The 25,760-nt window shown below is 47.7% G+C and carries 30 protein-coding genes; 19 read left to right on the top strand and 11 right to left on the bottom strand.

The window, feature by feature from the left end; translation table 11 throughout:
- From EXU85_RS23125 to EXU85_RS23140, 4 genes are read right to left on the bottom strand one after another with little or no spacing between them, the layout of a single operon-like run.
- On the bottom strand, positions 1-396 hold the full coding sequence (locus EXU85_RS23125) for a PIN domain nuclease (protein ID WP_142774356.1): 396 nt from the start codon (positions 394-396) through the stop codon (positions 1-3).
- On the bottom strand, positions 393-608 hold the full coding sequence (locus EXU85_RS23130; RefSeq protein ID WP_142774357.1) for a type II toxin-antitoxin system VapB family antitoxin: 216 nt from the start codon (positions 606-608) through the stop codon (positions 393-395). The genes EXU85_RS23125 and EXU85_RS23130 overlap by 4 nt, the downstream gene beginning before the upstream one ends.
- 43 nt (positions 609-651) lie before the next feature.
- Positions 652-1,842 carry a hypothetical protein gene (locus EXU85_RS23135; RefSeq protein WP_142774358.1) on the bottom strand — a complete coding sequence of 397 codons (1,191 nt, stop codon included), beginning with the start codon at positions 1,840-1,842 and terminating at the stop codon, positions 652-654.
- Positions 1,829-2,806 carry a DUF2157 domain-containing protein gene (locus tag EXU85_RS23140; RefSeq protein ID WP_142774359.1) on the bottom strand — a complete coding sequence of 326 codons (978 nt, stop codon included), beginning with the start codon at positions 2,804-2,806 and terminating at the stop codon, positions 1,829-1,831. The genes EXU85_RS23135 and EXU85_RS23140 overlap by 14 nt, the downstream gene beginning before the upstream one ends.
- Before the next feature lie 30 nt (positions 2,807-2,836).
- Between EXU85_RS23140 and EXU85_RS23145 the strand changes: the two genes are divergently transcribed.
- Positions 2,837-4,525, top strand: coding sequence for a VRR-NUC domain-containing protein (locus tag EXU85_RS23145; protein ID WP_142774360.1), 1,689 nt, complete (start codon positions 2,837-2,839; stop codon positions 4,523-4,525).
- A gap of 112 nt (positions 4,526-4,637) precedes the next feature.
- Positions 4,638-5,039 (top strand): iron chaperone, encoded by a 402-nt coding sequence (locus tag EXU85_RS23150; protein WP_142774361.1) that lies wholly within the window; start codon positions 4,638-4,640, stop codon positions 5,037-5,039.
- Here EXU85_RS23150 and EXU85_RS23155 read toward each other — a convergent pair.
- Positions 5,011-5,748, bottom strand: coding sequence for a class I SAM-dependent methyltransferase (locus tag EXU85_RS23155; RefSeq protein ID WP_142774362.1), 738 nt, complete (start codon positions 5,746-5,748; stop codon positions 5,011-5,013). The genes EXU85_RS23150 and EXU85_RS23155 overlap by 29 nt on opposite strands.
- Positions 5,749-5,921: 173 nt before the next feature.
- On the opposite strand from EXU85_RS23155, the gene EXU85_RS23160 reads away from it, so the two are divergent.
- From EXU85_RS23160 to EXU85_RS23170, 3 genes are all read left to right on the top strand, one after another.
- Positions 5,922-6,320 (top strand): cytochrome C, encoded by a 399-nt coding sequence (locus tag EXU85_RS23160; protein WP_142774363.1) that lies wholly within the window; start codon positions 5,922-5,924, stop codon positions 6,318-6,320.
- 132 nt (positions 6,321-6,452) lie between these two features.
- Complete coding sequence (locus EXU85_RS23165) at positions 6,453-6,893, top strand: hypothetical protein (RefSeq protein WP_142774364.1); 441 nt, start codon at positions 6,453-6,455, stop codon at positions 6,891-6,893.
- A gap of 159 nt (positions 6,894-7,052) precedes the next feature.
- Positions 7,053-7,643 carry an HD family hydrolase gene (locus EXU85_RS23170; protein ID WP_142774365.1) on the top strand — a complete coding sequence of 197 codons (591 nt, stop codon included), beginning with the start codon at positions 7,053-7,055 and terminating at the stop codon, positions 7,641-7,643.
- Between the two features lie 52 nt (positions 7,644-7,695).
- Here EXU85_RS23170 and rlmB read toward each other — a convergent pair whose 3' ends face one another.
- Complete coding sequence (rlmB, locus tag EXU85_RS23175) at positions 7,696-8,523, bottom strand: 23S rRNA (guanosine(2251)-2'-O)-methyltransferase RlmB (protein ID WP_142774366.1); 828 nt, start codon at positions 8,521-8,523, stop codon at positions 7,696-7,698.
- The gene (locus EXU85_RS23180; RefSeq protein ID WP_142776806.1) at positions 8,496-9,935 is read right to left on the bottom strand and encodes a GWxTD domain-containing protein; all 1,440 of its coding nucleotides are present in this window, start codon (positions 9,933-9,935) and stop codon (positions 8,496-8,498) included. Before EXU85_RS23180 ends, rlmB begins: the two co-directional genes overlap by 28 nt.
- A gap of 252 nt (positions 9,936-10,187) precedes the next feature.
- On the opposite strand from EXU85_RS23180, the gene EXU85_RS23185 reads away from it, so the two are divergent.
- From EXU85_RS23185 to EXU85_RS23200, 4 genes are all read left to right on the top strand, one after another.
- Positions 10,188-10,955: a bifunctional 2-polyprenyl-6-hydroxyphenol methylase/3-demethylubiquinol 3-O-methyltransferase UbiG gene (locus tag EXU85_RS23185; RefSeq protein WP_142774367.1), complete on the top strand. Its 768-nt coding sequence runs from the start codon at positions 10,188-10,190 to the stop codon at positions 10,953-10,955.
- Between the two features lie 58 nt (positions 10,956-11,013).
- Positions 11,014-11,220: a GDCCVxC domain-containing (seleno)protein gene (locus EXU85_RS35840; protein ID WP_142774368.1), complete on the top strand. Its 207-nt coding sequence runs from the start codon at positions 11,014-11,016 to the stop codon at positions 11,218-11,220.
- 67 nt (positions 11,221-11,287) lie between these two features.
- The gene (locus EXU85_RS23195) at positions 11,288-11,635 is read left to right on the top strand and encodes a hypothetical protein (protein WP_142774369.1); all 348 of its coding nucleotides are present in this window, start codon (positions 11,288-11,290) and stop codon (positions 11,633-11,635) included.
- A 119-nt stretch (positions 11,636-11,754) separates the two neighbouring features.
- Complete coding sequence (locus EXU85_RS23200; RefSeq protein WP_142774370.1) at positions 11,755-13,074, top strand: hypothetical protein; 1,320 nt, start codon at positions 11,755-11,757, stop codon at positions 13,072-13,074.
- 93 nt (positions 13,075-13,167) lie between these two features.
- On the opposite strand, the gene EXU85_RS23205 is transcribed toward EXU85_RS23200, so the two are convergent.
- Complete coding sequence (locus EXU85_RS23205; RefSeq protein ID WP_142774371.1) at positions 13,168-14,439, bottom strand: asparagine synthetase B; 1,272 nt, start codon at positions 14,437-14,439, stop codon at positions 13,168-13,170.
- 154 nt (positions 14,440-14,593) lie between these two features.
- On the opposite strand from EXU85_RS23205, the gene EXU85_RS23210 reads away from it, so the two are divergent.
- A complete protein-coding gene (locus EXU85_RS23210) occupies positions 14,594-17,164 on the top strand; it encodes a M1 family aminopeptidase (RefSeq protein ID WP_142774372.1) in 2,571 nt (856 codons plus the stop codon).
- A gap of 94 nt (positions 17,165-17,258) precedes the next feature.
- Here EXU85_RS23210 and EXU85_RS23215 read toward each other — a convergent pair whose 3' ends face one another.
- Positions 17,259-17,561 carry a hypothetical protein gene (locus EXU85_RS23215; RefSeq protein WP_142774373.1) on the bottom strand — a complete coding sequence of 101 codons (303 nt, stop codon included), beginning with the start codon at positions 17,559-17,561 and terminating at the stop codon, positions 17,259-17,261.
- A 142-nt stretch (positions 17,562-17,703) separates the two neighbouring features.
- Here EXU85_RS23215 and EXU85_RS23220 point away from each other — a divergent pair, with 142 nt between their 5' ends.
- Entirely contained in the window at positions 17,704-18,438 is a 735-nt protein-coding gene (locus EXU85_RS23220; RefSeq protein WP_246859209.1) for a lysoplasmalogenase, read from the top strand.
- A 57-nt stretch (positions 18,439-18,495) separates the two neighbouring features.
- Here the strand turns inward: EXU85_RS23220 and EXU85_RS23225 are convergent, their stop codons facing one another.
- Positions 18,496-18,792, bottom strand: a complete 297-nt coding sequence (locus EXU85_RS23225; RefSeq protein ID WP_142774374.1) for a YtxH domain-containing protein — start codon at positions 18,790-18,792, stop codon at positions 18,496-18,498.
- Positions 18,793-18,972: 180 nt separating this feature from the next.
- Here EXU85_RS23225 and EXU85_RS23230 point away from each other — a divergent pair, with 180 nt between their 5' ends.
- The 4 genes from EXU85_RS23230 to EXU85_RS23245 all read left to right on the top strand — a co-directional run bounded on the left by EXU85_RS23230 (position 18,973) and on the right by EXU85_RS23245 (position 21,570).
- The gene (locus EXU85_RS23230) at positions 18,973-19,818 is read left to right on the top strand and encodes a bifunctional transcriptional activator/DNA repair enzyme AdaA (protein WP_142774375.1); all 846 of its coding nucleotides are present in this window, start codon (positions 18,973-18,975) and stop codon (positions 19,816-19,818) included.
- Positions 19,819-19,921: 103 nt separating this feature from the next.
- The gene (locus EXU85_RS23235) at positions 19,922-20,626 is read left to right on the top strand and encodes a 2OG-Fe(II) oxygenase (RefSeq protein ID WP_210422400.1); all 705 of its coding nucleotides are present in this window, start codon (positions 19,922-19,924) and stop codon (positions 20,624-20,626) included.
- The gene (locus EXU85_RS23240) at positions 20,623-20,886 is read left to right on the top strand and encodes an Ada metal-binding domain-containing protein (protein ID WP_142774377.1); all 264 of its coding nucleotides are present in this window, start codon (positions 20,623-20,625) and stop codon (positions 20,884-20,886) included. The genes EXU85_RS23235 and EXU85_RS23240 overlap by 4 nt, the downstream gene beginning before the upstream one ends.
- 141 nt (positions 20,887-21,027) lie before the next feature.
- On the top strand, positions 21,028-21,570 hold the full coding sequence (locus EXU85_RS23245) for a Uma2 family endonuclease (protein ID WP_246859210.1): 543 nt from the start codon (positions 21,028-21,030) through the stop codon (positions 21,568-21,570).
- On the opposite strand, the gene EXU85_RS23250 is transcribed toward EXU85_RS23245, so the two are convergent.
- Positions 21,567-23,090, bottom strand: a complete 1,524-nt coding sequence (locus tag EXU85_RS23250) for a PLP-dependent aminotransferase family protein (RefSeq protein WP_142774378.1) — start codon at positions 23,088-23,090, stop codon at positions 21,567-21,569. The genes EXU85_RS23245 and EXU85_RS23250 overlap by 4 nt on opposite strands.
- An 85-nt stretch (positions 23,091-23,175) precedes the next feature.
- Here EXU85_RS23250 and EXU85_RS23255 point away from each other — a divergent pair, with 85 nt between their 5' ends.
- From EXU85_RS23255 to EXU85_RS23270, 4 genes are all read left to right on the top strand, one after another.
- Entirely contained in the window at positions 23,176-23,799 is a 624-nt protein-coding gene (locus tag EXU85_RS23255) for a pyridoxamine 5'-phosphate oxidase family protein (protein WP_142774379.1), read from the top strand.
- A 13-nt stretch (positions 23,800-23,812) separates the two neighbouring features.
- Positions 23,813-24,445, top strand: a complete 633-nt coding sequence (locus tag EXU85_RS23260; RefSeq protein WP_142774380.1) for a LysE family translocator — start codon at positions 23,813-23,815, stop codon at positions 24,443-24,445.
- 121 nt (positions 24,446-24,566) lie between these two features.
- On the top strand, positions 24,567-25,187 hold the full coding sequence (locus EXU85_RS23265; RefSeq protein ID WP_168207854.1) for an FMN-binding negative transcriptional regulator: 621 nt from the start codon (positions 24,567-24,569) through the stop codon (positions 25,185-25,187).
- Positions 25,188-25,211: 24 nt separating this feature from the next.
- Positions 25,212-25,679, top strand: coding sequence for an OsmC family protein (locus EXU85_RS23270; RefSeq protein WP_142774382.1), 468 nt, complete (start codon positions 25,212-25,214; stop codon positions 25,677-25,679).
- The last annotated feature ends 81 nt before the right edge of the window (positions 25,680-25,760 follow it).

Raw genomic sequence — 25,760 nt, forward strand, 5'->3', positions numbered from 1 at the left:
CTACGCGTTGGCAATACGTAATGCGGTAAAGCGCGCGATTTGGTCAAAGTCGATATCGTTATGCAGAACAGGAATATCGTAGAATATGGCGTAATGAGCAATCAAACAATCGTTGGGTTTACGAATCGTTACCCCTTTTTTGCGAAGAGTTCGGTATAACGTTGCCGCTTCAATAGCGGCTTTAACAGGGTCAATCTGTAACATGCGACAGGCTAATAGGTCGGTTTTTATTCGTTCAAAATGATTATCAGCATGTACTCCCTGTAAGACTTCCTGCAGTATCGTAGGTGTAATACACAGCCTCTCCTTCGCAAGCAGGAGTTCGACTAATAAATCTGTCTGCGCACTCTGAACATCCCTAAAAAAATCTATCCAAACGGATGTATCAATAATCATTTATCCCAATCAGTTGGTGTGTTATCGGTTCGCATCTGGTCTAAATCACCATCCCATTGAACTTTCCCACGTAAAGACAACAAATCTTTACGGCGCATCATGTTGATATACTCCTGCAAAGCCAATTCTACGATCGCTTTTTTTGTTTTTAGGTGACTAATTTCCATAGCTACTTGAAGCAGCTCATCATTGATGTCAATATTTGTTCTCATCTCTTTCTGAGTCTATACACAAATATATCATTTTCTATACACATCAATACTTCCCTTCACTTCCGGCCCCGCCAAAGTCACCATCGCCAAACCGAAGATCGCCTTTGGGCGCAGGGTGTATCGAACCCGTTGCCTGAACGACAGCCACAGTGGCGGCATTCATAAAGAACTCATTGGGTGAATCGTCGTCGGGAGCATCTGTAAACCCATGTTTTAGTTGGCGAAGGAATCGGATACTGAGTACGGCAATACCAATTAAAAGTAACCCACCTATCGTCAAAGCTACATTAAGGGGCACCAGAGCCGTGTACTCATGTACGGTCATCACGGCAGCAATCAATCCAAGCATTCCCAATATAATTAACATCCTATTTTTCTTGGCTAGCCCCTGCCACAAGTATACGGCCGGAATGCCAAACGTCAGGAACCAGAACAGCCAGGGTAGTCCGATTTCGGGAGCATCCATATGCCGGGAACTGATAAAGCTGGTTTTAAGCAAGAGTCCGTTCAGTTCACGCACCACAAAATAGTTACTACTAGCCGCTAACACAATCAGGGAAACCCACTGGACGAGGTTCAGTGGATCAGTATAATACACCTGCTTTGGATTTCTTTTGACAAGCTGAGTAACCACTACATACAAAAGAAGTGAAACACCCATCATCACAAACGGCAACGCATCTTTCCCCCAGTCATACTTGATAAGACCATCAAATACAGCGGTGTAGAATGTGGCAAGGGTAAAAAACGCAATAAGCGTGTCGCCATAATACCAGAGAATGAGCAGCAGTAACGGCAAAGTCAGAAAACAGTGTTCAGCAAGCGAAAGGCCATCGGGTAGAAATTGATTGTAGCCAAATGCCAAAAAACCAGCCATTGTTACCACAAAAGCATTATCGACCCCGTTCCGGTACAACAGACGCCGATTAATGAGTAACCACCCAACCACCCCAACTGCAACGCCAAATACGATGTTAAATACGCCATAGGTCGTCGACGACTCTGAGAATATAGAGAACATACTTGCAGGAAGCAGGTAACAGGCCAGAATGGCAACCGTTGTGAAGAGAAATAAGCCGATTTCTAGGAAGCCGTTCGTCTGTCGAAACTCTACCGGATAAGCTTTCCGCACAAGGGTCATCTGCTCATCGGATAGTAACTTTTGCTGATGCCATCGCTCGGCCTGCTCCAGAATGTTACGATTATAAATCCACTGTTCGTTATACGCTTTCATTCGTGCGGATTCGTTTGGTGAACTGGTTCATCAGATAATAGACGACCGCAATGCCTGTCAGGATAAAATACCAGAAATAGGGGTCGTCGCTACTGAAATCCATATAATGAAAAAACAGATAGGTAACTCCGATGTACCCATAGACCACACCCATCAGCAAAAACAAGAAGGAATTATCTCGTTTCGCATATCGGTCGAGGACGAAACAGGCTATCGCCAATCCCAGTCCAAACCACAACCGGCTATCTTCAAAGTTAAATAACCCACCCAACAACGCCACCATCAGCAAGTTTCCGGCCATTGTCAGGTAGGTATAAGTGAAATGCGGTTTAATGCGTTTTCGATCAAGCAACATGGCCGCGCCAATCAGAACAAGCGCTAGAATAATGGCCGAAAAGACGGTATCCTGATCAAAAAAATTGGTTTTAAAATACAGTTCAAGCGGCCGTACTGTTACACCCACCCACGAAATCAGGGCTGTTAACGCCATACCCAGTATACCTCGGTGATCGAACCGATAGGCAAGCGGTAAAAACAGCAAAGCAGGCAGTAGGGTTACGAGCCCATACCGGGTGCCAAACACGTTGTACGCATACTGAGCATATCCTTCGAGCGTAAGGAATAACAGACAGGCCAGAATCAGGGCATAATCACCGAACGTGGAACGGCTTTTGGTTTCAGCGGGTGTCCAGTCGGGCCGATAACGCCAGGCGAAGAAAAAACACCCAACGCATGCCAGCGCGATAGCTGCCAGCAAGGCCCCATGTCCAATCTGATCAAAGTTGTCATAAACCAGTAACCCTAGTCCTGAGCTTAACAGAAGTATACCGATGTATAGCATCGATCGAAGTTCCCAATGAAGCGAAAACGGTCTTTTCTGCTCTATAACGGCAATTTCCGTCTGCTGCTTAGGCGGCAAAATACCTTGTTTATTGAGTTCATTCAGAACATCCGTTGGGGACATAACTAATTATTTTTTTGTTACTTATACAGCATGGTTGGACGACAGAAAATTATTCTCACCCCTCGGTACTACCTTGACAATTTCCGCTACGTGCTGGATTTTGTTAAACGGTTGTACAGCAATTTATTGAACGATGCCGAATGGGATTTTTTGAATCGGTTCGACACCTTAAGCCTCGACGCTCAGTGCCTGTATGTCCGGTTCAGCAATCGCAAAGGACTCTTTTTTCGCGTCAACAAACTACAATATGCCGAAATAACTGACTTACCGGCAGCCGTTGGTGAGCTGCTTCAGGCTGGATTTGTAGAGCGTCTTTCGCCCCAGCAGGCTAGTATGGGCGAAGTGGCTTTGAGCGTTTTCACCAAACCCGAACTACTCGATCTGTTGCCATTGGAGCCGGAAGAGATCAGGGCATTGGCCAAAGAGAAGAAAGAACACGTTGTGCGTTATGCCTTAAACGAACTTGATTTCGGCGAGATTGTTACGAGCCTTACTACCCACGAGACCGTCATTAAGATGAATTTTGAGGTCGAAGGCATGATGGTAAAGTACCTGTTTTTTGGCAATCGGGGCAGTAGCATGACCGAATTCGTGATTCGCGATCTGGGTATGGTCAACTTTGAGCGCTACGACGAAAGCAAGCTTACGGCCCGTTTCCGAACCAGAAAAGAGGTGGAAGATAAGCTCTTGATTTCGCTGACGAACGAAGAATTTTATGAACTCAAAGAAGCCGATACCCCCGCTGATGACATTTATAACTGGTTTTTGAACTGGAATGAAACCCGCCCTGAATTAACCGAAATAGCCATTCCAGGGTATCAGAAACTGGTTTGTCGGGTTGGAGCCTATCTGGAACGACAGAAATTACCTGAGCAGGCCTTATCTGTCTATGAACTCTCCGACCGTGTACCCGCCCGCGAACGGCGTGTTCGATTGTTATTCCGCAATGGCGCAATTGACGAAGCCCTTGCTCTTTGCGACGAAATTGCAGTCAATCCGTTAAACGCCGAAGAGCGGTATTTCGCGAATGACTTCCGCGAGAAAATTCTGGGTCTGGGTGAGAAAAAACGTACCCGAAAAGCCACTACACGCTTTCTGTCGGATGCCGACAGTGTCCATATTCCAGCAGCCTATCGCCACCATGTAGAAGCGGGTGTGATGAATTATTACTTAGAGCAGGATTTCGATGCAGCGTTCACAGAAAACTACCCCTGGCGTGGCCTGTTTGGGCTGGCTTTCTGGGATATTATTTACGATGCCAACGTATCGGCCATCCACCACCCGCTCCAACGCGCCCCATCTGATTTTTACCTGCCCGACTTTTACATAAAGCGTGAAGACTTACTAAAAAAGCGACTTGCTGAACTCGACACAAAAGACGACTGGCGACGGCATATGGGCCGAATGTTCAATGCAAAATACGGCATTACCAACGTACTCGTCGACTGGTCGGATGAGTTGCTCACGCTGGTTCAGCGTATGGTCGAGCTGTTGTCTGTTGATCAGCTCCGGCTGATTTTGCTCGAAATGGCCCGCAACGTCCGAGAGCATACGCGCGGTTTCCCGGATTTGCTTATCTGGAATGAGCAGGGCGATTATGATTTTGTTGAAGTCAAATCCCCCACCGATCACCTCGGGCCGCAGCAACTGCACTGGCTGGAATTTTTTCAGACCATTGGCGTGAGGGGGAAAGTGGTACGAGTGATTTGGGAGGCTTAGTTTGCCAAAAAAGTCGCATTCCACCCGTAACAATGTCGTTTTTGCACAGTATTCAGTACAACGAGTGGGTGTAGATTTGTATCAGTAACTCACGCATCCACTAGCTTAGACAATGGCAACTACGGCAAAAAACAGCCCAGCGGAAAACATCGATGACTACATAGCAGGCTTTCCAGAGAACATTCAACAGATGCTGGAAGCTATACGGGCCACTATCAAAAAGGCTGCGCCAGATGCTGAGGAAACCATAAAATACGCAATACCAACGTTTACCTTAAACGGTAATTTAGTGAGTTTTGCCGCCTGGAGAAACCACATTGGCTTATACCCTGTACCCAGAGAAACGGAAGAATTTAAAGAAGAACTTTCAGCTTATGCCGGTGCGAAAAGTACAATAAATTTCCCGCTGAACACCCCACTTCCTCTCGACTTGATTGATAAAATCGTAAAGTTCAGAGTAGATAAAACTCTGGAGAAAGCCAAAATCAAACCCGTCCCATCCGCAAAAAAATAGGGAAGCAAACCTCGCGCTCGCCGTCGCCCCAAAGCGGCTTTAACTCTTCCCCTAGCCATTTAACGGGGTCTTCTTCATTTTCATGGATGTACTGCCGCACCGCCGACCAGGTACGCAGGTAATTTAAAAAGCGCTCCAAAGACCACGTTCGCCGGGCAGTGAATGTTGCCCGTTGCACATCGGCGAATGGGAATGGTAAGGTAGCGTAGGCATCGTCTATGTATTTCCGTTGTGGATCCCAGTAGGGGCCAATTCGGTTTCGGTAAAAATTCAGCATGATTGAGTCCAGATCGGGACCAAGCTGCACCAAACCATAACCCCATTCGGCCAGTACAGCACCCGGTTTGGCTACCCGTCTGACTTCCTCATGAAAGGCATTGACATCAAACCAATGTAGAGCCTGAGCTACCGTAATCAAATCGAAGGTATAATTACCAAAAGGGGTTTGCTCGGCGGGGCTAAGCTGGTAATTGATATTCGATTTTTTAATAGCGAGAATGAGCTGGGTTTCGCTGATATCCGTGGCTTCAACCTGTTCGAATAGAGCTGCCAATGCCCCCGCCACCTGCCCGTTACCCGTAGCGCAATCCCAGGCAGTTTGCCGGTTTGCAACCAATGGAAGTACAAAGTCATACAGCTCAGATGGATAATCTATTCGATACTGAGCATAGAGATCGGCGTGGCCGGAGAAGCGGTCGAGCGGCTGCATATTTTTTGTTTTGGCAAATATTAAACGTTTTTGTAGAACAACTGTCTAATGTTTAGTTTACTAGGAAAAACCGTAGCTAAAATTGGGTTATCGCATTAAACCGTATATTTTTGCGAAGCTGACCTTTACCCGGTTATCAACTAGTTCGTCCTTTTATCGTTTACCCGATTCTCATGAAAAAAACGTTTGGCATTCTCATCGCTTCGGCTGCGCTTGCCGTAGCCTCCTTCGACGCTAACGCTCAGGCACCAGCCGATATTCCGGCAGATATGAATGCCCTGATGAGCAAATACACCTGTATTGCCTGCCACCGCCCAAACCAGCGCCTAGTTGGTCCGGCCTATGTAGATGTAGCCAAGAAAAATTACTCGAACGAAGAAATCGTAAAGCTGATTTATACGCCTGTTCCTTCGCACTGGCCTGGTTATCCGCCAATGGCTCCAATGACGCAAGTACCAAAGGAAGATGCCATGAAATTAGCCGTCTGGATCAATTCGTTGGATGGTGATACAAAAACTAGCACCAAGAAAAGCACGAAGACCACAACTAAGAAAACGAAGAAGTCAGCGTAAGCTACGTTCAGATGGCAAAAACTCTTTGATTCTCAAAGGGAAGGCATAAATGCTTAAGGAAAAAACACCGGGCTACGTCCGGTGTTTTTTCCTTAAGTCACCTAAAGTTATTTATTTGCTTATATTTGCTGTATGACACCTGATAAGAGACTTAATCAAATTGAGCCGGTATTAGCTGACTTTGTACAGAAAGTTGATCGCCTGATTGAGGGTAACGGCCAAATCATCAATGAGGTATCCAAGATATCTGGTATTGAACAGCAAGTAGCCAAAATACCCGGCATCGAACAGCAAGTAGCCAAAATTTCCGGCATTGAACAGCAAGTAGCCAAAATACCGGGTATAGAGCAACAGGTGGCTAAAATATCTGGAATTGAGCAACAGGTGTCTAAAATACCGGGCATAGAACGTAGTGTTGCAATTACAGCAAAAGGATTAGCAGAATTAACGGTCACTGTTAATCATTTTGTGGTCAACATCAATCAACGGTTCGATCAGTTTCAACAGGAAATAAGTGACGTTAAGTCAGGCCAAGAGCTTATCCTACAAATTCTCCGGGAGAAGCTACCTTAACCTAGGCAGAATCAACTCGATCAGCATTGATCAAGATGCACAATCATAAAAAAGTCCCAGCCTGATAGCTTCAGGCTGGGACTTTTTTATGAGAAGAACAGTTAGCTTTGTTCAGAAGTCAATCAAGAATCTGACCAGGAAATTTCTACTTCACTTACAATGCAGCCAGATCAGCTAGTAAAGCAAATCGCGTTTATCAAAGAGATCGATAAGCTTAAATACATTCAACGAAAGACGAAACTATTTAACAGTGACCGAAACGAAAATGATGCGGAACACAGCTGGCATTTAGCCATGATGACGATCGTTCTCGCGCAACATTCGAATACGCCCATTGATGTGCTGAAAGTGTTGAAGATGGTCTTGATCCACGATATTGTCGAGATTGATGCCGGTGATACATTTATCTACGATACCCAAAAAAGTCATGATAACACCGATGAAGAACGATTAGCTGCGGAACGGATCTTTGGCTTGTTGCCCACTGAACAGGCCGCCGAATTTATTGCCATCTGGGAGGAGTTTGAAGAAAGTAAAACGGACGAAGCAAAGTTTGCCCGATCAATGGATCGATTAGAACCCTTGCTTCAAAACGTATCAAACAATGGGGGCACCTGGCAGGAATTCAGTGTAGACTATGCCAAGGTTTATGAAAAGAAGAAAGCTATCCAGAATGGGTCTGCTACCATTTGGCAGTATGCCGAGCAATTGCTAAACGATAGCGTTGACCGTGGAATTCTAAAAAAATAGGGGCTTAAAGCCCCCATATGGAAAATAAATAGATTCAGTTCTAACCAGGCCTTTATTCAACAGGCTCAATTTGCATACTCCGCTGGCGTACAGCTTCGTACAGCACCACGCCTGTTGCCACCGATACGTTCAACGAACCAACAGCGCCCAGTAGTGGAATTTTGACGTGGGTGTCTACCATACGAAGCAATTCAGGCGAAATACCGTCTTCTTCCGATCCCATAATAATAGCAAGTGGACCCGTGAGGTTGGTCGTTCGCTCGTACAAATCACGGCTTGATTTTTCGGTACAGGCCACCACTGTAATGCCTGAATCCTGCAAGTATTTTACGGTTTCGGTGAGTTCAGGCTCCCGGCAAACCGAAATGTGGTTCAAGGCACCCGATGAAGTTTTCATAGCATCGGAGTTGATAGCAGCCGCGCCCCGACCCGGAATAACTATGCACTGAATTCCCGTACATTCGGCGGTGCGGGCAATAGCGCCGAAATTCCGAACATCAGTAATGCGGTCAAGTAAAAGAAAAAACGGCTGTTCGCCCCGTTCAAATACATCCGCAATCACATTGGACAGCTTAACGTATTGAACCTGAGCAATCAGACAAACAACTCCCTGGTGATTTTTCCGGGTAAATCGATCAAGCCGTTCTGCCGGTACCCGCTGAATGGTGACGCGTTTCTGAAAAGCCAGATTTTGAATATCATGATTACTTAACTCCTTGTCCATGTAGAGTTTATCAATCTGCTGATCAGACTTGAGCGTCTCGATAACGGATTGAATACCAAACACCATTTCGTCGGGCTCAGGACGAAACTGGGGACGGGAATTGTTCGTTCGATTATGATTGGGGCGATTTACTCGCGGATTGCGCCGGTTCTCCATGCTTCGACAATCGGATACCAAATTGGCTGATACTCAATGTAGCGCACCAGTTCATAATGGTCTTCGACAAATTGATTCGGTTTCTTCGTGAATGTAAAATTAACCTCCGAGACATTAGCCCGGCGATTATAAACCCACACTTCGCGCTCCCGGTTCCGTTGCACACGGTCGGGAGCTCCCAGCACGATGTAAATCATGCCTTTATCGGTTTTCCAGCCTTCTTTATAGGTTGTAAATAACCGGTTCGCTTCTTCAACCCGATCGAAGTAAGCTTTCAGTGTTTTTCTGGCAACGTCTTCATTACCCGACATCATGCTTAGCCAGTAGCGATCAAACGCCTTTTTGGTATCCTGCGCCTGATTCAGTTCCCCAATTTCGCTGCTGGTACTCATATACAACACAGGCTTAATGAGTTTCTCAGGGCGGGTCAGCTTCGGAAATCGTTTGTCCGCAACGACTAACCCAATACCCGATGCATCGGTTGTATCTTCCACAAAATAGTACAGGCCTTCGCGCGGGAGTACGAACGGCTGATTTGTTGTGATACTCAACGAAGAATCCACTGACAGGGATTTAGAAGCCGGCCGGGGCGATGTATTCATTGGCGACGAAGCCGCGTCAAAATCATGCCGATAGCGAACACCATACAGAGTTTTGCTGATGCCGCTCACATCGCGAAGGATAACCGTATCGCCCACATTCACGTAATTTCGCAGTTGCGGCTGATTGCTGTTCTTACTAAACAACGTAAACCGATCACTCAATTTAGGCGCGTTGAACCGTAACGATAGATCATTACGCGCTTTGGTCCCGCTGTTTGTTTCGGTAATTTCAGTCAGCAAAACAGCACTGGTAGCTCCTTTGGGCCGCTTTATATCAAATGTCAGTGTCAAGTGATCTCCATCCCGTCCTACATTTTGGGTAGTTAAAGGCACCGTTCCGTAGCCCAGCCGTTCTCTATTGTTATAATCGGGATACATGACGTAGGCAATCAGGAAATGTTCGACAAAATCGGCGGGGTTCATAATGGCTTCGCCTGCTGGTGTTTTTGCCGTTAAGTCCATATACACCCGTACATTGGATGTATCAATCGCCAGAAACTTTCCTTTGATGGACGTAACCACCCATTCGCCCCCTTTTGTCGACATAGCAGGGCCTGTACCAATAGCCGCCCCATCAGCCGCTTTGACGGGTGCCGGTGCCTGAGTTGTAGCCGGACGCGCATCGCTTTGCGTGGCTATGCTTGTTCGCTGGCCATCGTCTGTACGAGTAGCGGGTGGCCGGTTGGCCTGATTGCGCTGAGCTTCAGTACGGGCGTCGTAGGCCGCATTGATTTTAGCCTGCTGCGTCTTTTTGTTGCTTGAGCAGGCCGATAGAATGGTAAGTAAGAGTAAAGCAGACAGAATGCGCATAAAAACGGTGCATTTCAGACCGATGAGTTGGATTACTTTCGCAATTTTGACAACCGCAACAGCGGCTCCGTTCATCAGTCTGGTTTTAACGATAATTCGTTCGTTGAACTAGTTTATTAATAACGAAAAAACAGGCCGGTTCGACTTATGAATCCGCTTCATTTTTCTTTGCTTACACAAAAGAGTAATTTTACAGATTGAATTGCAACAAAGACGTTAACTATATGCAACGGCTAACGTCCCGAACGAACTATGTATAAAACCACAGAAATTACTTCAGCCGAAATTGCATCCGATAATCCGGTTCATCAGCGCCTGCTGTTTCCCTATGTCGAAGCAGCTGCGATGGTGAGCGGTAATGTACTCGAAATTGGCTGCGGCTGGGGCCGGGGGCTGGAATTATTGACTAAAGCCGCCACCCATTATACCGGTATCGATAAGAACGAAGAGTTAATTAAGGCGCTTCAGGCCGAATATCCAACCTCAACGTTTATTTCTGCCAATATACCTCCTTTGCGTACGCTTGCTGACAATACGTTCGATTACATTGTAACGTTTCAGGTGATCGAGCATATCGAAAACGACGATTTATTCATTAAAGAAGCGCACCGGGTTTTAAAACCAGGTGGTAAACTGCTGTTGACAACGGTGAATAAAACCTTTTCGCTCACCCGCAACCCCTGGCACGTTCGGGAATACTATGCTGATGGACTGAAGTCATTGATGGCAAACTACTTCCCAAAAGTTGAAACGAAGGGAATTCACGGCAACGACAAGGTGATGACGTACTACGAGCAGAATAAAGAATCTGTTAAAAAACTAACGCGCTTCGATATTTTCAACCTGCAATACCGACTCCCCCGACGACTCCTGCAAGTACCCTACGATCTGATGAATCGCCTGAACCGCAACCGGCTGCTGCAAGCCGACGGGCTGGCTGCCCAAATCAAGTATACGGATTACCTTGTCAGCAAAGACCCCGCCGGGAGCCTTGATTTCTTTTACGTAGCAACGAAGTAAACGGCCGTTCATCTGTAGTGGTAACTCAACAAGTAGTGGATTTGATTCCGTAACAGTAATGACTTTAGAATCGACAATCACCTGCCCACAGTGCGGCCATCAGAGACTGGAAACCATGCCGATGAACGCCTGCCAGTTTTTCTATGAGTGCAGAGGTTGTCAGGCATTATTAAGGCCCTTATCGGGCGATTGCTGTGTTTTTTGCTCGTATGGGTCGGCCAAATGTCCACCTGTACAGCAACAACAGCAATGTTGCTCTCAATAAGCCAGATTTAACAAACTACCAGCCTGGAAGAAAGAACAAACTTAGCTCAAGGGGTTAGCTTATACTCATGAAAGTACTCTTCATTGTCTGCTTAAGCCTGTTTTTGGCCAGCCAGAGCTACGCTCAGGTGTATGTGGATGGGGTTGCTATTGATACAACGAATACGCCTTTCTGTCAATTAATCTGCACAAATGCCAATGGTTTTTCCAAAGCCCGCATTCTCATTGACCACGGTCAGCATTTTGTGGATAGTGGCCTTTCCCGTCAGAAAATAGCGGATGCCGATAAACGCGTTATTGCCTTCAATTCCAGCATCGATGCACTGAATTTTATGGTGCGGCACGGTTGGGAACTCGTTACGTTCAAACTGAAGGGAGATACGTTTATTTACCTGTTGCAGCGTAAGAAAATCTAGCCTCTTCTTTACCTAGATGGTCAGTTTCATACCAGAGCACCCCTAGACGGTGCTCTTTTGAATTTTTAACAAATTGGCTAGAGGGAGTTTAGGTAAGTTTGTAAACGAGCCAACCGCCTATGCAACGACCGTCTGCCGACACTCTCTACGAGCTACAATTATTGCCTCAGCGTGCAGGGGAGAAAAGTATTTTTGACTTGATTAATCAAACCCGCACCTATGGCGGGCGAGATGAACTCAGGCAGCTCTTTACAACTCCCTGCACCAGCCCAGACCAACTTGTACAGCGACAACTGCTGTTTAAATTTATGGCTAAACATCTGGATCAATTAACTATTCAGGTGGCGCACTCATATGTTGTAGCGGCCGAGAATCATCTGATCAGCAATTTAGCCTGGAGTTCGGCCAGGAGCTGGGCAAAACGCTACCGACACTCATTAACGTGGTCCTGGCTCCGCCCCCATGACTTTAGCAGACTACAGGCAGGCACAGCCGCCCTTCAGCTTGTATTACGGGTTATTCAACAGAAAGTGACCTGGTTAATGGCAGAGCCCGTTCCGACTCAACTACAGGAGCGTGTTGGCATTTTACAAGCTTTTTTTGTCCATCCTGACATCAAGAGGGCATTACGAGAGTCGGATAGTTCAAGCGCCATTTTACAGGCAGACTTTGTACTCAGGCATCAGTGGATTGATACCGTACGCGTGGCATTTAATCTGTTATATCAATTAGACGCCTACAGTGCGGTTGCCCGTTTTACGCAGACGGCCGCCTGGACCTATCCTGAGTTTGTCAATTCAGACGATTCAGTTCTAGCGATAACTGCCCTCAAGCACCCTTTACTCGATGCGAAAAACTCAGTAAGTAACGATTTTCGTTTAGCCACGCCAACCTCCCTCGCTTTGCTCACGGGTGGAAACATGAGCGGAAAAACGACGTTCCTCAAATCGTGCGGAATAGCTATCTATTTAGCTCATATTGGTTTAGCCGTTCCCGCTCAACGATTACAGCTTAGCTTCTTCAATCGTTTATTTACCAGTATTCACCTGAGCGACAATCTGGCGTTAGGCTACAGCCATTTTTATAGTGAGTTAATGAGAATTAAAGTAGTGGCAGAGGCTATATCAGAGAAGCAGCGCATTTTTCTACTTGCCGATGAGTTGTTTCGAGGTACGAATCCGGACGATGCATTACGCTGCTCCCGCTCTGTACTTGACGCATTGATTCAGCAAAGCGGCAGCTTGTTTATGATTTCTTCTCACCTCCCCGAAATAGGTGCTACGTACGTATCCAATCAGAACGTGCAATTCAATTGTTTTAAAACGGACGTAGTTGATGGTGGACTAACTTATACTCATAAAATTGAGCCCGGTATAGCAGCCGAGCAAACAGGCTTTTTACTCTTAAAACAGGCAAACATTCTTGAGAGCCTGACCTGATTCTGGCCAGGTTACAAGCAAAAAAAATCCGTCGCCCGGATAGCTTTCCAGATGACGGATTCAGCAAACAGCTAATGAACCAGATGCTCCTGTTTACGTTTTTCGTTTCTTTTTCCGGGCCGATGGGAACAATACGTTATTCAAAATGAGCCGGTAGCCGGGCGAGTGTGGGTGCAGGTTCAGATCGGTGGGATTGCGGAAGCCGCCACCACCACGCAGGCCCTCTGGATCATGGCCACCATAAAATGTCCACTGGCCCCGGCCCACTTCGCCGTAGAGGTAGCGATCAGAGGATTTACTTTCTCCCATCACCAATGAACTTGGCTTGACGGCCCCTTTGCGGAAGGCCGTCGTTTGGCCGAAAAACTCCTTGATAATCGACTCGTGATTCTGCGTCAGCATGGCCGGAATGACGTCCCATTTGGCCGAAAAGTTGAACAGCTCAAAGAAACCCTGTGGCTGGTCGAAGCCGCGTCCTCCAGCCGAATTGATGTCCGAAAATGTCGAAAAACCCCGGTAGCCGTTATCCGATTCGAGGGTAAAGTTTCCGAAGGCAAACGTTTTGGTAAAATCAAGTTTTTCCTGTGCATCGGGGTCCATGCCATCGCCATCGTAGCTACTGCCTACAATATCGACGCCATCGGCGGCCAGCGCAATATCCAGCGTTTCGGCAGCGGAACACATAGCGAACAGGTAACCTCCACCCGCGCAAAATGCCTTGATCGCTTTCGCCACCGCTAATTTCATCTGCGATACTTTACTATAGCCATACTTACGGGCAATGTCTTCCTGGGCTTTGATATCGGCCAGCGACTGGCGGTGCATATTTCGGCCATATTGGCCCGTAAAATCCTCGTGGTGCAGGTGCAACCAGTCGAACTTGGCCAGATCACCTTTTAGGATTTCTTCGTCATAGACCACCTCATACGGAATCTCAGCGTAGGTAAGTACGAGCAATACCGCATCGGTATTCTCAAATTCGGCCGGGCTCACCTTAATGGGCGAATACACAATGATTTTGGCCGCTTTTTGGAGTGTCACTACATTCATGTTCAGGTCGGGATCGGCCAGTTGCTGACGAATGGAAGCCGCCTGTGCATCGGAAATAGCATCGAAGGATACGCCCCGAACCCGGCATTCGGTTTCAACGGCAGCGGTATGTTTCATCATAAAACTGCCCCCCCGGTAGTTCAGCAGCCAGTCAACATCCTGATCGTCTTTTAGAACTTTGTAGGCAATCCCATACGCTTTCAGGTGATTTGTCTGCCGATCATCCATCGGAATCAGTACATAATTGGCCCAGGCAGAGGTAGCCCGACCCGTAATTGCCAGTAATAGCAGCAGAAAAGATAGGTGCTGTTTCATAGAGTACCTTATTTTTGACCCAACGATTAATTGTCATTCCATTGTCGCTGGTTGTCATTAATAGCCATTGATTGCTAAATGACGCAAGGGGCTACACTGGTAATGACAACGACTGACTCTCAATGACCATTAATGACTATTAAATGACCTTTCTATGATTCATTACGGTAGTACGCTACTCTTTATTCTGTTAATCGCTATGTCGGGGAACGGTCAGTCTTTACCAACCAATCCTCCAGTTGTTGAAACGGGCGTTTCTCAAACACTGGCCAAAGCACGCAAACAGCAAATTAGTCAGTTGGCCTATGCATTAAAGTTCGACATTCCAGCCCAGAAAAACCAACTAATTCCAGCCAGTGAAACGATAACCTTCAATTGGGCTAAAACGAGTGCTCCTCTTCAGATCGACTTTAAAGAAGAACGCACTCATATCCAGAAAGTTTCAGTGAATGGAGTCGATATTTCTATTGTATTTGAGAGCGAACATGTGCTAATTTCTACTGCTTTTCTGAAGCCAGGCGCGAACCGGATTTTCATCCAATTTACGGCAGGCAATCTGTCGCTAAATCGGAACGATGATTACCTCTACACACTGCTCGTTCCTGACCGTGCCCGAACGGTTTTTCCCTGCTTCGACCAGCCCGATCTGAAAGCTACCTTTCAACTCTCACTTACGGTTCCTGGCCATTGGCAGGCTATGACCAATGCTGCCGTCAAGGACTCTTCCGTTGCGGGTGATCGTAAAACGGTCAACTTCCAGACCTCTAACCTCATTCCTACGTATCTGTTCTCGTTTATTGCGGGCAGATTTACCCCAGTAACCCGTACGTTGACTGGTCGGCCGATGACGCTGCTGCACCGCGAAACCGACTCAACGAAGATTCGTTTGAGCCTGGAGACACTCTTTAAACTCCACGCTGATGCATTGACCTTTCTGGAAGCGTACACGCAGATTCCCTACCCGTTCCAAAAATTCGATTTCGCGGCTATTCCCGACTTTCAGTATGGAGGCATGGAGCACGTAGGCGCCATTGATTATCGGGCTTCGGCTTTATTTCTAGACAATGGGGCCACCCGCGATCAGCGACTGGCCCGCGCCAGCGTAATCTCCCACGAAACAGCCCATATGTGGTTCGGTGATTTAGTGACGATGCGCTGGTTCAATGATGTCTGGCTAAAAGAGGTTTTCGCCAATTTCATGGCCGACAAAATCACGGAAGTCTCCTCCGCCGATGCTAACTACGATCTTCAGTTTGTAGTCGATCACTTCCCGGCCGCTTATGCAGTTGACCGTACGGAAGGCGCTAACCCTATTGGCCAGCCCCTTGCTAATTTGCAGGAAGCCGGATCAATGTATGGGGGCATCATTTACCACAAAGCGCCCATCATGATGCGGCAGCTGGAGCGACTTATGGGTAAAATGGCTCTGCGCGATGGGCTTCGGGACTATCTGAAAAAGTACGCATTCAGTAACGCAACCTGGGCCGATCTGATCGCCATTCTGGACGCTCGAACCCCAACCGATCTGGCAGCCTGGAACCACGTTTGGGTTAACGAGACTGGTCGCCCCAAGTTCAGTTATCAGTTGGATGGTCGCGGAGGAACGATCAAACAATTCGTTATTTCGCAGCAGGGCGAAGATGGTTCCCAGCGATTGTGGCCCCAGGGGTTTGAACTAGAGCTGGTCTACAGTGATCACATCGATCAATTGACAGTAACGATGGATCGGCCACAGGTTACCTTGACGCAAGCGATTGGCAAACCTACCCCACAGTATATCATCTTTAATTCCTCTGGGCAGGGCTACGGTGTATTTCCGATCGACTCTGTGTCGGTTCTGCAACTGGAGCGGATCAAAAATCCGGTAGCACGGGCGTCCATTTATATCAATCTGTATGAAAATATGCTGGCAGGTCAAGGCATTACCCCCGCCCAATTGGCCACGGGCTACCGAAGTTTGCTAGGAAAAGAATCGGAAGAACTAAACTTACGGCTGTTGACGAGTCAATTAGCCGATCTGGTCTGGAATTTCACTCGGCCCGAAAACCGTCCGCCACTGGCGGCTTCTGTAGAAAAAGAGGCCTGGCACGCGATGGAACAGGAAACGGCTTCTGGTAAAAAGAAATTGCTTTTTAGACTCTATCAGAACATTGCCGGTAGTGCCGAAGCAAAAGATCGGTTATATGCGATCTGGAACGAGCAAAAAGCGCCCGCAGGCGTAACCCTTACCGAAGACGATTACACATCACTCGCCCTGGCTCTGGCCGTACGCGATTACCCTGTGGATGGCATTCTGGAAAAACAACTGGCCCGCATCAAAAACCCGGATCGCAAAAAGCGCCTGCAATTCATGATGCCTGCCTTATCGAGCAACGTAACCAATCGCGACCAGTTTTTTGCGTCACTAGCCAATGAAGCCAATCGGGAACGGGAAGCCTGGGTCGTTGATGCGTTGGGCTATCTACACCACCCATTACGAACAGAAACCTCAGCGAAGTATCTGCGTACGAGTTTAGAACTGTTGGAAGAAATTCAGAAAACGGGCGATATTTTTTTCCCTGAACGATGGGTAGGCTCTACCTTCTCCGCGTATCAAACCCCCGAAGTTGCCAAACTGGTACGCACGTTCTTAACTGACCATCCAGGGTACAATGCCCGCTTACGAGCCAAACTCCTGCAAGCCGCCGACCGGCCGTTCCGGGCGAGCCGATTGCTGTATAAATGATTATAATGGGATAAATTAAAAACGCCGGACTGTGAGTCCGGCGTTTTTTTTGAGGCTGTGAGACTGGCGCAGGTGTTTACCCGTGCCAGCCCTACTAACTAGCAGCTTCAATAGCGGCAGCTGCTTCCGCTGCGGCCAGTGCTGCACTGTTTTTCTCTGCATACTCATCGCGCTTGGTCTCGAAGTGCGAAAAGATCTCAGTAATGGTGTCGAGGTTTTCGGCAATTTTGCCGTGCATCGTACCCAGGTTTTTCTCCAGATACGAGTCATTTAACCCATTCATATTATCAACTTCAATCTTGCCAATTTTCTCGATCAGGGCTGTCTGACTATTCTGAAGGTCTTCCAGTTCACGAACGATTTTGTTCATCAACTCAAACTTCTGTAGCTTATCCATATTATTTTTTGTTGAGTATTACTTTATAAACGGAACAACAACCAAATGGTTTGACCGGACTCGCTGCAGATTGCCTAAGTAGATGTGAGGCAGCGACTTACTCTGTATATAATTAGCTTACATACCCCTACCACTAACCGCCGTGTACACAAAACCTACGCTATTCTTCTCGCTTGCCTTTGTCGGGATCTCGCTACTCGAAATGATTGGCGATACGTTCTCGATTAGTTGGCTTCATTACGGATGCAAACCACTCATTATGGGTCTGCTACTTGGGTATGCCTGGCATCACTATCGAACAACAGGCTTTCCCCCTATTTCCCGCTGGTTGATGGTTGGTATGGTATTCGCCTTATTGGGCGATGTATTTCTGATGATCCGCGAAGTTGACCTGTTTGCTCTGGGGCTGGGCGCTTTTTTAGTCATGCAACTCTGCTATAGTAAAGCCTTCTGGCTGTCTATACGCCGAAATGGGCAAAACCTTACGCTCCCATCAATATGGAAACGAGCGCTCCCCTTTGTCCTGTATCTGGTCATTTTTCTGGCTGTGCTCCGCCCGGCATTCGTTCACAATCCAGCCTTGCAATTGCTATGGTGGCCGGTTGTCGTATATGCCCTTTGTCTGAATACAATGGGGCTTCTGGCTGTTTTACGAGAGGGTGCATCAGCGTATGGCGGGGTCGTAGCGGGTGCCTTGTTATTTATCCTGTCTGACTCACTGATTGCTATCGACAAGTTCCTGACGCCTGTTCCCGGCGCTACCTGGCTTGTCATGAGTACCTATGCAGCCGCCCAATACTTGATTATTGTGGGCATGATTCAATGGGTATCAATGCCTGAAAACCAGCCTACGTCAGTTGAATCTGTACGATCATAGTAAAACACAACGCCGGTCAGTTTTGACCGGCGCTGTTCGTTTTAAAGATGTAGTCACTTAAGCCTGACTGGTTGGCTCGGGAGCGTCTGGCTTTTTGCCTAACACATCGTCAATGGTGGCTTCGGCATTCGGGAAGTTCGTTTTGAGCATTTCAGCGAGTTGTGTTTTCAGCTTCTCGAAATACTCCGGCGCATTATCAATGGCTCCTTCGGCCTCCGTTTTGAGTTGATTTCCTTTTTCTTTCAGATCGGCCATCAATTTCTGACCATCCTCCGTTTGGGCATACTTATTGAGCGCCACCCCGGCAGCAGCACCGAGGATAAACGTGGCTAAATGTTTCGCGTTGACAGGCATAGGTTTTGTTTTTAGTTGGTTAAATTACTTGCCGAACCTACCCAAACGATTTTATAAAGACTAATACAATGTGAGGAGATGCTGAAATGCACAAATCAACGGTCTAATAACTCCGCAAGAATCGGGTTTCCTCTCGGAGGGCTTATGGCGACATTTGTATAGGTCAAACAACGATACGTCATGACAACCAACAGCACCTACACCTATCAGCAAATTGCCCGCGCCATCGAACACCTCACCACGCACTTTCGCGAGCAGCCCTCGCTTGGGGAGTTGGCCGAAAAAGCGAATCTAAGCGAGTTTCATTTCCAGCGATTATTCACCGAATGGGCGGGGGTTAGTCCCAAAAAGTTTGGTCAATACTTAACCCTTGAACACGCCAAAACCCAACTACGCAAAGGGGCTCCTCTAAGTGATGCCGCCCACGAAGCTGGCCTTTCAGGTACGGGTCGGTTACACGATCTATTCGTTACAATTGAAGGCATTACCCCAGGCCAGTTCAAGCAAGCTGGTTCCGGGCTTGTCCTTTCGTATGGTATCTTTAATAGTCCCTTTGGGGAATACGTATTGGGAGCCATCAACGGGAAAATTGCACTGCTCCACTTCCTGAACGACGGAGACACTCCTGAATCCATTCTGACAGCCGCCTGGCCCGAAGTCGCACTTCACTGGAATCAGGATGCAGTACAAACCCTGGCGGATCAGGTTTTTCCGTCAAACGACGTTGTCTCGGAAACACATGCGCTACCAGTTTTACTTCGCGGTTCTGCCTTTCAGCTTAAAGTATGGGAAGCCTTACTCAAAATTCCGGAAGGGCGGCTGGCTAGTTACGACCAGGTTGCCGAAGCCATTGGGCAGCCTACAGCCTCACGGGCCGTTGGAACAGCCATTGGAAGTAATCCCGTTGGCTATTTAATTCCATGTCATCGGGTTATCAAAAAAACCGGCCTGTTTGGCGGTTACCGTTGGGGAGTTGAACGTAAACAAGCCATGCTCGGCTGGGAAGCTGCGCGGGTTGATCAATAAAAGTTATTGTCCACAGAGACACAGAGAACACAGAGATTTTGTGGCTTTTCTCTGTGTTCTCTGTGTCTCTGTGGTTGAATTTTTTTTAATATAGATGGTAATTATGCTTGACAAACCGCTCACTTCTATCAACTGGCCATCTTACCAGCAAACTCTCTCCGAAACCGGATTTACTGTTTTACCCTCACTAATCTCACCCGACGAATGCCGTGAACTGGCTAACCTGTTCAATACGCCAGCCCTGTTTCGAAAGTCAATTGTCATGCAGAAATATGGTTATGGCAGTGGCGAGTACAAGTACTTTAATTACCCATTACCGCCCCTTGTCGATGCGCTTCGACACGAATTGTTTACCCACATAGCGCCGGTTGCTAACGACTGGAACGAAAAACTCGGCATTCCACAACGGTACCCAACCGACCTCGACGATTGGTTAGCAACCTGCCACAAAGCAGGACAAAAGCGCCCAACGGCACTAATTCTAAAGTACGGCGCGGGTGATTGGAATGCACTCCATCAGGATATTTACGGTGAATTATACTTCCCGTTTCAGGCCGTTCTGTTTCTGAATCAACCCGGCCAGGATTTCTCAGGAGGTGAATTTGTATTAATAGAGCAACGCCCCCGTATGCAATCGAAAGCCATTGTACTGCAACCCGGACAGGGTCAGATTGTGCTGTTTACCACAAAATATCGGCCTGGCAAAGGGTCACGAGGCTATCATAAGGTAGGTATGCGTCATGGAGTGAGTGATGTAAAAACCGGTCAACGGATGACGGTAGGGCTCATTTTTCACGACGCAGCATGATTCGGCACACGGCCCTCGGCCCGACACGTTTTGCCCAGCTTCGTAATCTGGCAACATTGATAAATAGCAAAGCAATTACGATAGGAGGCCATCGTCCCGGAAAGATTTACGGTACCCTTACCTGCCGAACAGGCAAACGCATGAAACCGGAAAATCGGGTGTTTTTTCAGGAAGAAACAGAAGCTGTTGCGCTTGGTTATCGGCCCTGTGCGGTTTGCCTACCAGACAGATACAAGGTCTGGAAGGAAGCTAGTAAGTAGGTTTGTAATGCCATTTTTTATACTAAACTTGTCCATAAACAAACTCAACATAAACATGACGGTCGTTACCTAGAAAAAGCCACCCCGGCGAACCAGTCGTTTGTCTACCCGAACTATTCCGTCAGCCCTCATCTACGAAATGTGGGCGGAAAACCTGTTTATTACTGGGGCTACCAGGAGGTTTTAGCAGGCAAGAAATCTATTGAGGAAATTAGGTCGTGTTCTGATTTACAGGGAGTACTAGTCTCGTTACTGAATGGGTATTTATATAGTGTCATCAATCGAAAAAAATACCTGCTTGCCACCAATGAAATAGGTTTGCATTTGGCATTGAATGATAATCTAGGTAACGATGTGGTTCTTTTTGAGAAAGAAAAGCTTGGCAAACTCAACGGAAAATATTTCGATATACCACCGAAAATCGTCATTGAAGTTGATATTAAAGCCGACTTATCTGATTTTCCGAGCAAAGCCGACGAATACATTATGCGGAAGTCGCAAAAACTGCTCGATTTTGGTGTTGAGAAAGTACTGTGGGTAATTACAGGTACACAGAAAGTCTACGTCATTGACCACAATGATCCAACCTGGTATGTGGTTAACTGGACCGAAAACATTACTGTACTGGATAATTGTATACTGAATATCAAGCAACTTCTCGATGACGAGGAGATAGTTTATTAAGCACCTAGCACTGCCTTCTTCAATACCACCACACTTTGCTCGAGTTCCTCCTCTGTACTGGACGCAAACCCCAGTCTCGTTCCGTTGAGCCGCTGTCCGGGGGGGTTATGCACCACACCACTCGACAACGACAGCCCTTCCCGAGCCGCTCGTTGCGCCATCAACTCCATATCAATGACCGGATCAAATGTAGACCAGACAGCCAGTCCGCCGTCGGGTTTTGTAAACTGAATGACATCGGGCAATTCCCTTGTCAATAGATTGCAAAAATGGTCGCGCCGGGCGTGATAGGTGCGTAGGGCTTTACGAAAATGGCGCTTTAAATCGCCCGTTTTAAGGAGTTGCCCAATGGCAAACTCAAGCATTGGATCGCCCTGTCGGTCAATGATGCGTCGGAGCCTTGCCAGTTCATCAATTACGGCCGATGGGGCCACTACGTAGCCAATTCGAAGAGCCGGTGCAACGGATTTAGTTAACGAGCCTACATAAACGACCATGCCTTGCTGGTCGGCGCTGGCCAGGGGAAGAATCGGGCGACTGAGGTAATGGAAATCGTAGTCATAATCGTCTTCCAGGATAGCAAAACAGTACTGTTCAGCTAGTTGGAGCAATCGAACTCGTCTGTCTGCCCGCAACGTTACGGTGGTTGGATAGTGGTGATGGGGAGTTACAAAAACCATTCGGATTGGCCGGGCGACGCTTCGCTGTTTGTGGCAAAGAGCCTCCAGGGCATCAATATCCATACCCTGTTGAGTAACCGGAACGGTCAGCACCGATGCGCCCGTTTTTAGTATGTTCATCGTGGCACCGGCCCAGGTCGTTTCGCCCGTTACAACTACGTCGCCCGGCCGTAACAGTACCTGGCAACTCAGGTGCAACCCCATGATGCTGCCACGCGTAATGAGCACATTGTCGGGCGTTGTTCGTAGTCCCCGCGTTTCGTTCAAATGAATCGAGAGTTGTTCCCGAAGCAACAAATGCCCTTTGGTATCGCCATAGCCGAAGTGCTTCTGCGGGTTACCCCATCGAAAATACGAGCGATACGCCCGGCTCAATTCCTCCATGGGTGCCAGTCGGATGTCGGGGAAACCATCATCCAGCCGTAACCCAGCCTGATCGGTGAGTACAGGCCGAACCAGAAAATTGAGCGATTCAAAACGATAGCCGGGCTGTTTATTCGTCTGACCTTCAGAAACGCCATATCGTTGAGATATGGCGTTTCTACTAGTACCCTCCGACACCAATGCTTGTGGTTTAACCTCTTCAATGTGAGTCGCTACATAGGTCCCACTCCCCGACCGACTTTCGAGCCAGCCTTGTGCTAAGCCTTCGTCATAAGCCGCTACGATGGTTTGGCGATTCAATGTCAGTAATTCGGCTAGTTGACGCGTACCCGGCAGACGCTGACCTGGGGCTAAGTTACCTTTCCGAATAAGTTGACCAAGCTGATCACTCAGCTGCAGGAAAACGGGCGTTGTTGATGACTTATCAATCTGAATCAGGGATCTGAATGGCAACATAACCGGACTAGCAGTTTTATAAAAATCGGACGATTTCAATAGTCCAGCAAAGAACGACATTTGTTTCAGAAATTAACTAGATCCTATGCAAACCGCTCGCACAACGCCCAGCCGATTAGCCAAACGTGCTCATTACGATGAAGCTACCATTCACCCGATTCTTGATGAAGCCTTGTTCTGCACGGTCAGTTTTGCCGTCGACGGGCAACCGATGGCCATTCCTACCGCCTTCGCCCGGCAGGGTGACAAGCTCTATATTCATGGATCGGTAGGTAGCCATTTCATCCGGGCTATCGAACACGGGGGTGCGGTTTGTATCACGGTCATGCTGGCCGACGGGTTGGTATTAGCGAAATCAGCTTTTCATCACTCGGTCAATTATCGGTCGGTTGTGATCTTCGCTACAGCGGAAAAAGTTACGGATGAAACCGAACGAATGAATGCCCTGGCTTTACTGACTGACCACCTGATTCCTAACCGCTGGGATGACCTGCGCCCCACCACCGATAGTGAAATGCGAAAAACCACTGTCCTACGTTTCTCGCTGGCCGAATCCTCCGCAAAGGTGCGTACCGGTGGACCAAATGATGATCCTGAAGATGAGAACCTTCCCACCTGGTCGGGTGTAATTCCGCTGCAAACGGTGCGCCTAACACCAGTGCCAGCGGAGCTTAGTGTCAATACAGTTTTGCCAGCTTATCTGCAATAAGCCAATCGTTACTATGCTACCTATTAACGACTTATTGCTTTTCGCGCTGGCTGCACTGGGTTTGGTACTTAGTCCTGGCCCGAACATGATTTATATCATTTCCAGATCCATCACCCAGGGACGACGCGCTGGGTTACTGTCGCTGGCGGGTGTACTGACCGGCTTTCTAGTACATATTTTTCTGGTATCATTTGGGCTAACCGCTGTATTTATGGCCATCCCAATGGTGTACGAAATTCTGCGCTGGCTTGGCATTGGGTATTTACTTTTTCTGGCCTGGGAAGCGATTAAACCCGGCGGTAGTTCCCCATTTGAGACACGCAATCTGCCCCACGATTCCAATGCCAAATTATTCCAAATGGGTTTTCTAACCAACGCCTTGAATCCGAAAGTAGCCGTTTTCTATCTGTCCTTTTTCCCACAGTTCACCCGGCCCGAATACGGTTCGTTACTCGCTCAAAACGTTGAATTAGGACTTACCCAGTTAGTAGTCAGCGCAACCGTCAACTTCCTGATCGTACTATCAGCAGCGCGGATGGCACGTTGGTTTCAGAATCGTCCGGCCTACATTCGGGCGCAGAAATGGGTTATGGCCAGTATCCTGGCCGGGCTTGCGATGCGCATGTCCATTGATAAAGGGAAGTAATTTATAGTCATTAATTTAGCAATCATGAAAACTAACTCTGGGTACATTTTGTGTGACCCCTATGGGATCACACAAAATCCGTTCTGGCTTTCGTGATTCTAATACGAACAACGATACCTCTATGTATACCCCCAAACTGTTTCAGGAAACCGACCGTGATAGTTTGTTTCAATTTGTCCGGGATAACCCGTTTGGCTTACTGGTCACCACAGGCAACGATGGTATTCCCGTAGCCACGCATATACCCATCGAACTCCTACCCGATGCCGACGGCCAATTTCAGTTGGTTGGTCACCTGGCGAAAGCGAATCCACAATGGAAGTTGCTGGATCAGGCTACGCCCGCACTGGCTGTATTTTCGGGAGCGCATGGCTACATATCCTCGTCCTGGTACGATCATGTGAATGTACCGACCTGGAATTACCTTGCCGTTCAGATTACAGGACGAACCCGCGTATTGACGGACGACGAAACCCTGGCATTCCTGCGTCAACAGGTAGATAAGCACGAAGCCTATTCTAAGCATCCGGTATCGGTAGACAGCATGACGGAAGGGTATGTACGTAAGGAGATGCGGGGTATCGTCGCCTTTACCATGACTATTGACACATTACAAGGTACGGCTAAACTGAGTCAGAATCGCGACGACAAAAATTATCAGAACATCATTTCTGAACTACAACAAACCAACAACCCGAGCGCTAAGGAGCTAGCCAATGAGATGGCAGCTCGGCGCCCATGATTGTTGGCCCAAACAAAATCAGCTATGGCGAAGCAACATCAATACGCGCTGACAATAAAGTGGACTGGTAATACAGGAGAAGGAACCAGTACCTACCGATCCTACGAGCGAAGTCATATCATCTCCGTCGATAATAAGCCGGACATTCCTGGCTCATCGGACCCAGCGTTCCGGGGCGACAGCACAAAATATAACCCGGAAGAATTACTGGTTGCCTCACTATCAACTTGCCATATGCTGTCGTACCTACATTTATGTGCCGTAGCGGGTGTCAACGTGATCGAATACACCGATAAGGCAACAGGCGTTATGGTCGAAACGCCGGACGGTGGTGGGCATTTTAGTGAGGTCACGCTTCATCCACATGTTGTAGTTGCAGATTCCTCCATGATCGACAAGGCCAATGAGCTGCACCATCAGGCAAACAAGCTCTGCTTCATAGCTAACTCCTGTAACTTTCCAGTTCACCATGAACCAACTTGTATAGTGTGAAGTCAGATTCTTAAATCTGACTTCTGAGGTTTCTCAAAACCTATAGCTACCATGCCTTAGGTTTTGAGAAACTGACACCAC

Origin of the sequence: Spirosoma sp. KCTC 42546 (genome assembly GCF_006965485.1) — a bacterium.
Classification (GTDB): Bacteria; Bacteroidota; Bacteroidia; order Cytophagales; family Spirosomataceae; genus Spirosoma.

Excerpts from the sequence above, each read along its gene's own strand:
- EXU85_RS23215 (WP_142774373.1), bottom strand. The coding sequence starts at position 17,561 with ATGGATAAGCTACAGAAGTTTGAGTTGATGAACAAAATCGTTCGTGAA.
- EXU85_RS23225 (WP_142774374.1), bottom strand. The coding sequence starts at position 18,792 with ATGCCTGTCAACGCGAAACATTTAGCCACGTTTATCCTCGGTGCTGCT.
- EXU85_RS23185 (WP_142774367.1), top strand. The coding sequence starts at position 10,188 with ATGTATAAAACCACAGAAATTACTTCAGCCGAAATTGCATCCGATAAT.
- EXU85_RS23235 (WP_210422400.1), top strand. The coding sequence starts at position 19,922 with ATGCTTGACAAACCGCTCACTTCTATCAACTGGCCATCTTACCAGCAA.
- EXU85_RS23180 (WP_142776806.1), bottom strand. The coding sequence starts at position 9,935 with ATGCGCATTCTGTCTGCTTTACTCTTACTTACCATTCTATCGGCCTGC.
- EXU85_RS23230 (WP_142774375.1), top strand. The coding sequence starts at position 18,973 with ATGACAACCAACAGCACCTACACCTATCAGCAAATTGCCCGCGCCATC.
- EXU85_RS23205 (WP_142774371.1), bottom strand. The coding sequence starts at position 14,439 with ATGAAACAGCACCTATCTTTTCTGCTGCTATTACTGGCAATTACGGGT.
- EXU85_RS23260 (WP_142774380.1), top strand. The coding sequence starts at position 23,813 with ATGCTACCTATTAACGACTTATTGCTTTTCGCGCTGGCTGCACTGGGT.
- EXU85_RS23135 (WP_142774358.1), bottom strand. The coding sequence starts at position 1,842 with ATGAAAGCGTATAACGAACAGTGGATTTATAATCGTAACATTCTGGAG.
- EXU85_RS23250 (WP_142774378.1), bottom strand. The coding sequence starts at position 23,090 with ATGTTGCCATTCAGATCCCTGATTCAGATTGATAAGTCATCAACAACG.
- EXU85_RS23170 (WP_142774365.1), top strand. The coding sequence starts at position 7,053 with ATGCAGCCAGATCAGCTAGTAAAGCAAATCGCGTTTATCAAAGAGATC.
- rlmB (WP_142774366.1), bottom strand. The coding sequence starts at position 8,523 with ATGGAGAACCGGCGCAATCCGCGAGTAAATCGCCCCAATCATAATCGA.
- EXU85_RS23155 (WP_142774362.1), bottom strand. The coding sequence starts at position 5,748 with ATGCAGCCGCTCGACCGCTTCTCCGGCCACGCCGATCTCTATGCTCAG.
- EXU85_RS23200 (WP_142774370.1), top strand. The coding sequence starts at position 11,755 with ATGCAACGACCGTCTGCCGACACTCTCTACGAGCTACAATTATTGCCT.
- EXU85_RS23165 (WP_142774364.1), top strand. The coding sequence starts at position 6,453 with ATGACACCTGATAAGAGACTTAATCAAATTGAGCCGGTATTAGCTGAC.
- EXU85_RS23195 (WP_142774369.1), top strand. The coding sequence starts at position 11,288 with ATGAAAGTACTCTTCATTGTCTGCTTAAGCCTGTTTTTGGCCAGCCAG.
- EXU85_RS23150 (WP_142774361.1), top strand. The coding sequence starts at position 4,638 with ATGGCAACTACGGCAAAAAACAGCCCAGCGGAAAACATCGATGACTAC.
- EXU85_RS23160 (WP_142774363.1), top strand. The coding sequence starts at position 5,922 with ATGAAAAAAACGTTTGGCATTCTCATCGCTTCGGCTGCGCTTGCCGTA.
- EXU85_RS35840 (WP_142774368.1), top strand. The coding sequence starts at position 11,014 with ATGACTTTAGAATCGACAATCACCTGCCCACAGTGCGGCCATCAGAGA.
- EXU85_RS23255 (WP_142774379.1), top strand. The coding sequence starts at position 23,176 with ATGCAAACCGCTCGCACAACGCCCAGCCGATTAGCCAAACGTGCTCAT.
- EXU85_RS23210 (WP_142774372.1), top strand. The coding sequence starts at position 14,594 with ATGATTCATTACGGTAGTACGCTACTCTTTATTCTGTTAATCGCTATG.
- EXU85_RS23270 (WP_142774382.1), top strand. The coding sequence starts at position 25,212 with ATGGCGAAGCAACATCAATACGCGCTGACAATAAAGTGGACTGGTAAT.
- EXU85_RS23265 (WP_168207854.1), top strand. The coding sequence starts at position 24,567 with ATGTATACCCCCAAACTGTTTCAGGAAACCGACCGTGATAGTTTGTTT.
- EXU85_RS23130 (WP_142774357.1), bottom strand. The coding sequence starts at position 608 with ATGAGAACAAATATTGACATCAATGATGAGCTGCTTCAAGTAGCTATG.
- EXU85_RS23140 (WP_142774359.1), bottom strand. The coding sequence starts at position 2,806 with ATGTCCCCAACGGATGTTCTGAATGAACTCAATAAACAAGGTATTTTG.
- EXU85_RS23125 (WP_142774356.1), bottom strand. The coding sequence starts at position 396 with ATGATTATTGATACATCCGTTTGGATAGATTTTTTTAGGGATGTTCAG.
- EXU85_RS23145 (WP_142774360.1), top strand. The coding sequence starts at position 2,837 with ATGGTTGGACGACAGAAAATTATTCTCACCCCTCGGTACTACCTTGAC.
- EXU85_RS23240 (WP_142774377.1), top strand. The coding sequence starts at position 20,623 with ATGATTCGGCACACGGCCCTCGGCCCGACACGTTTTGCCCAGCTTCGT.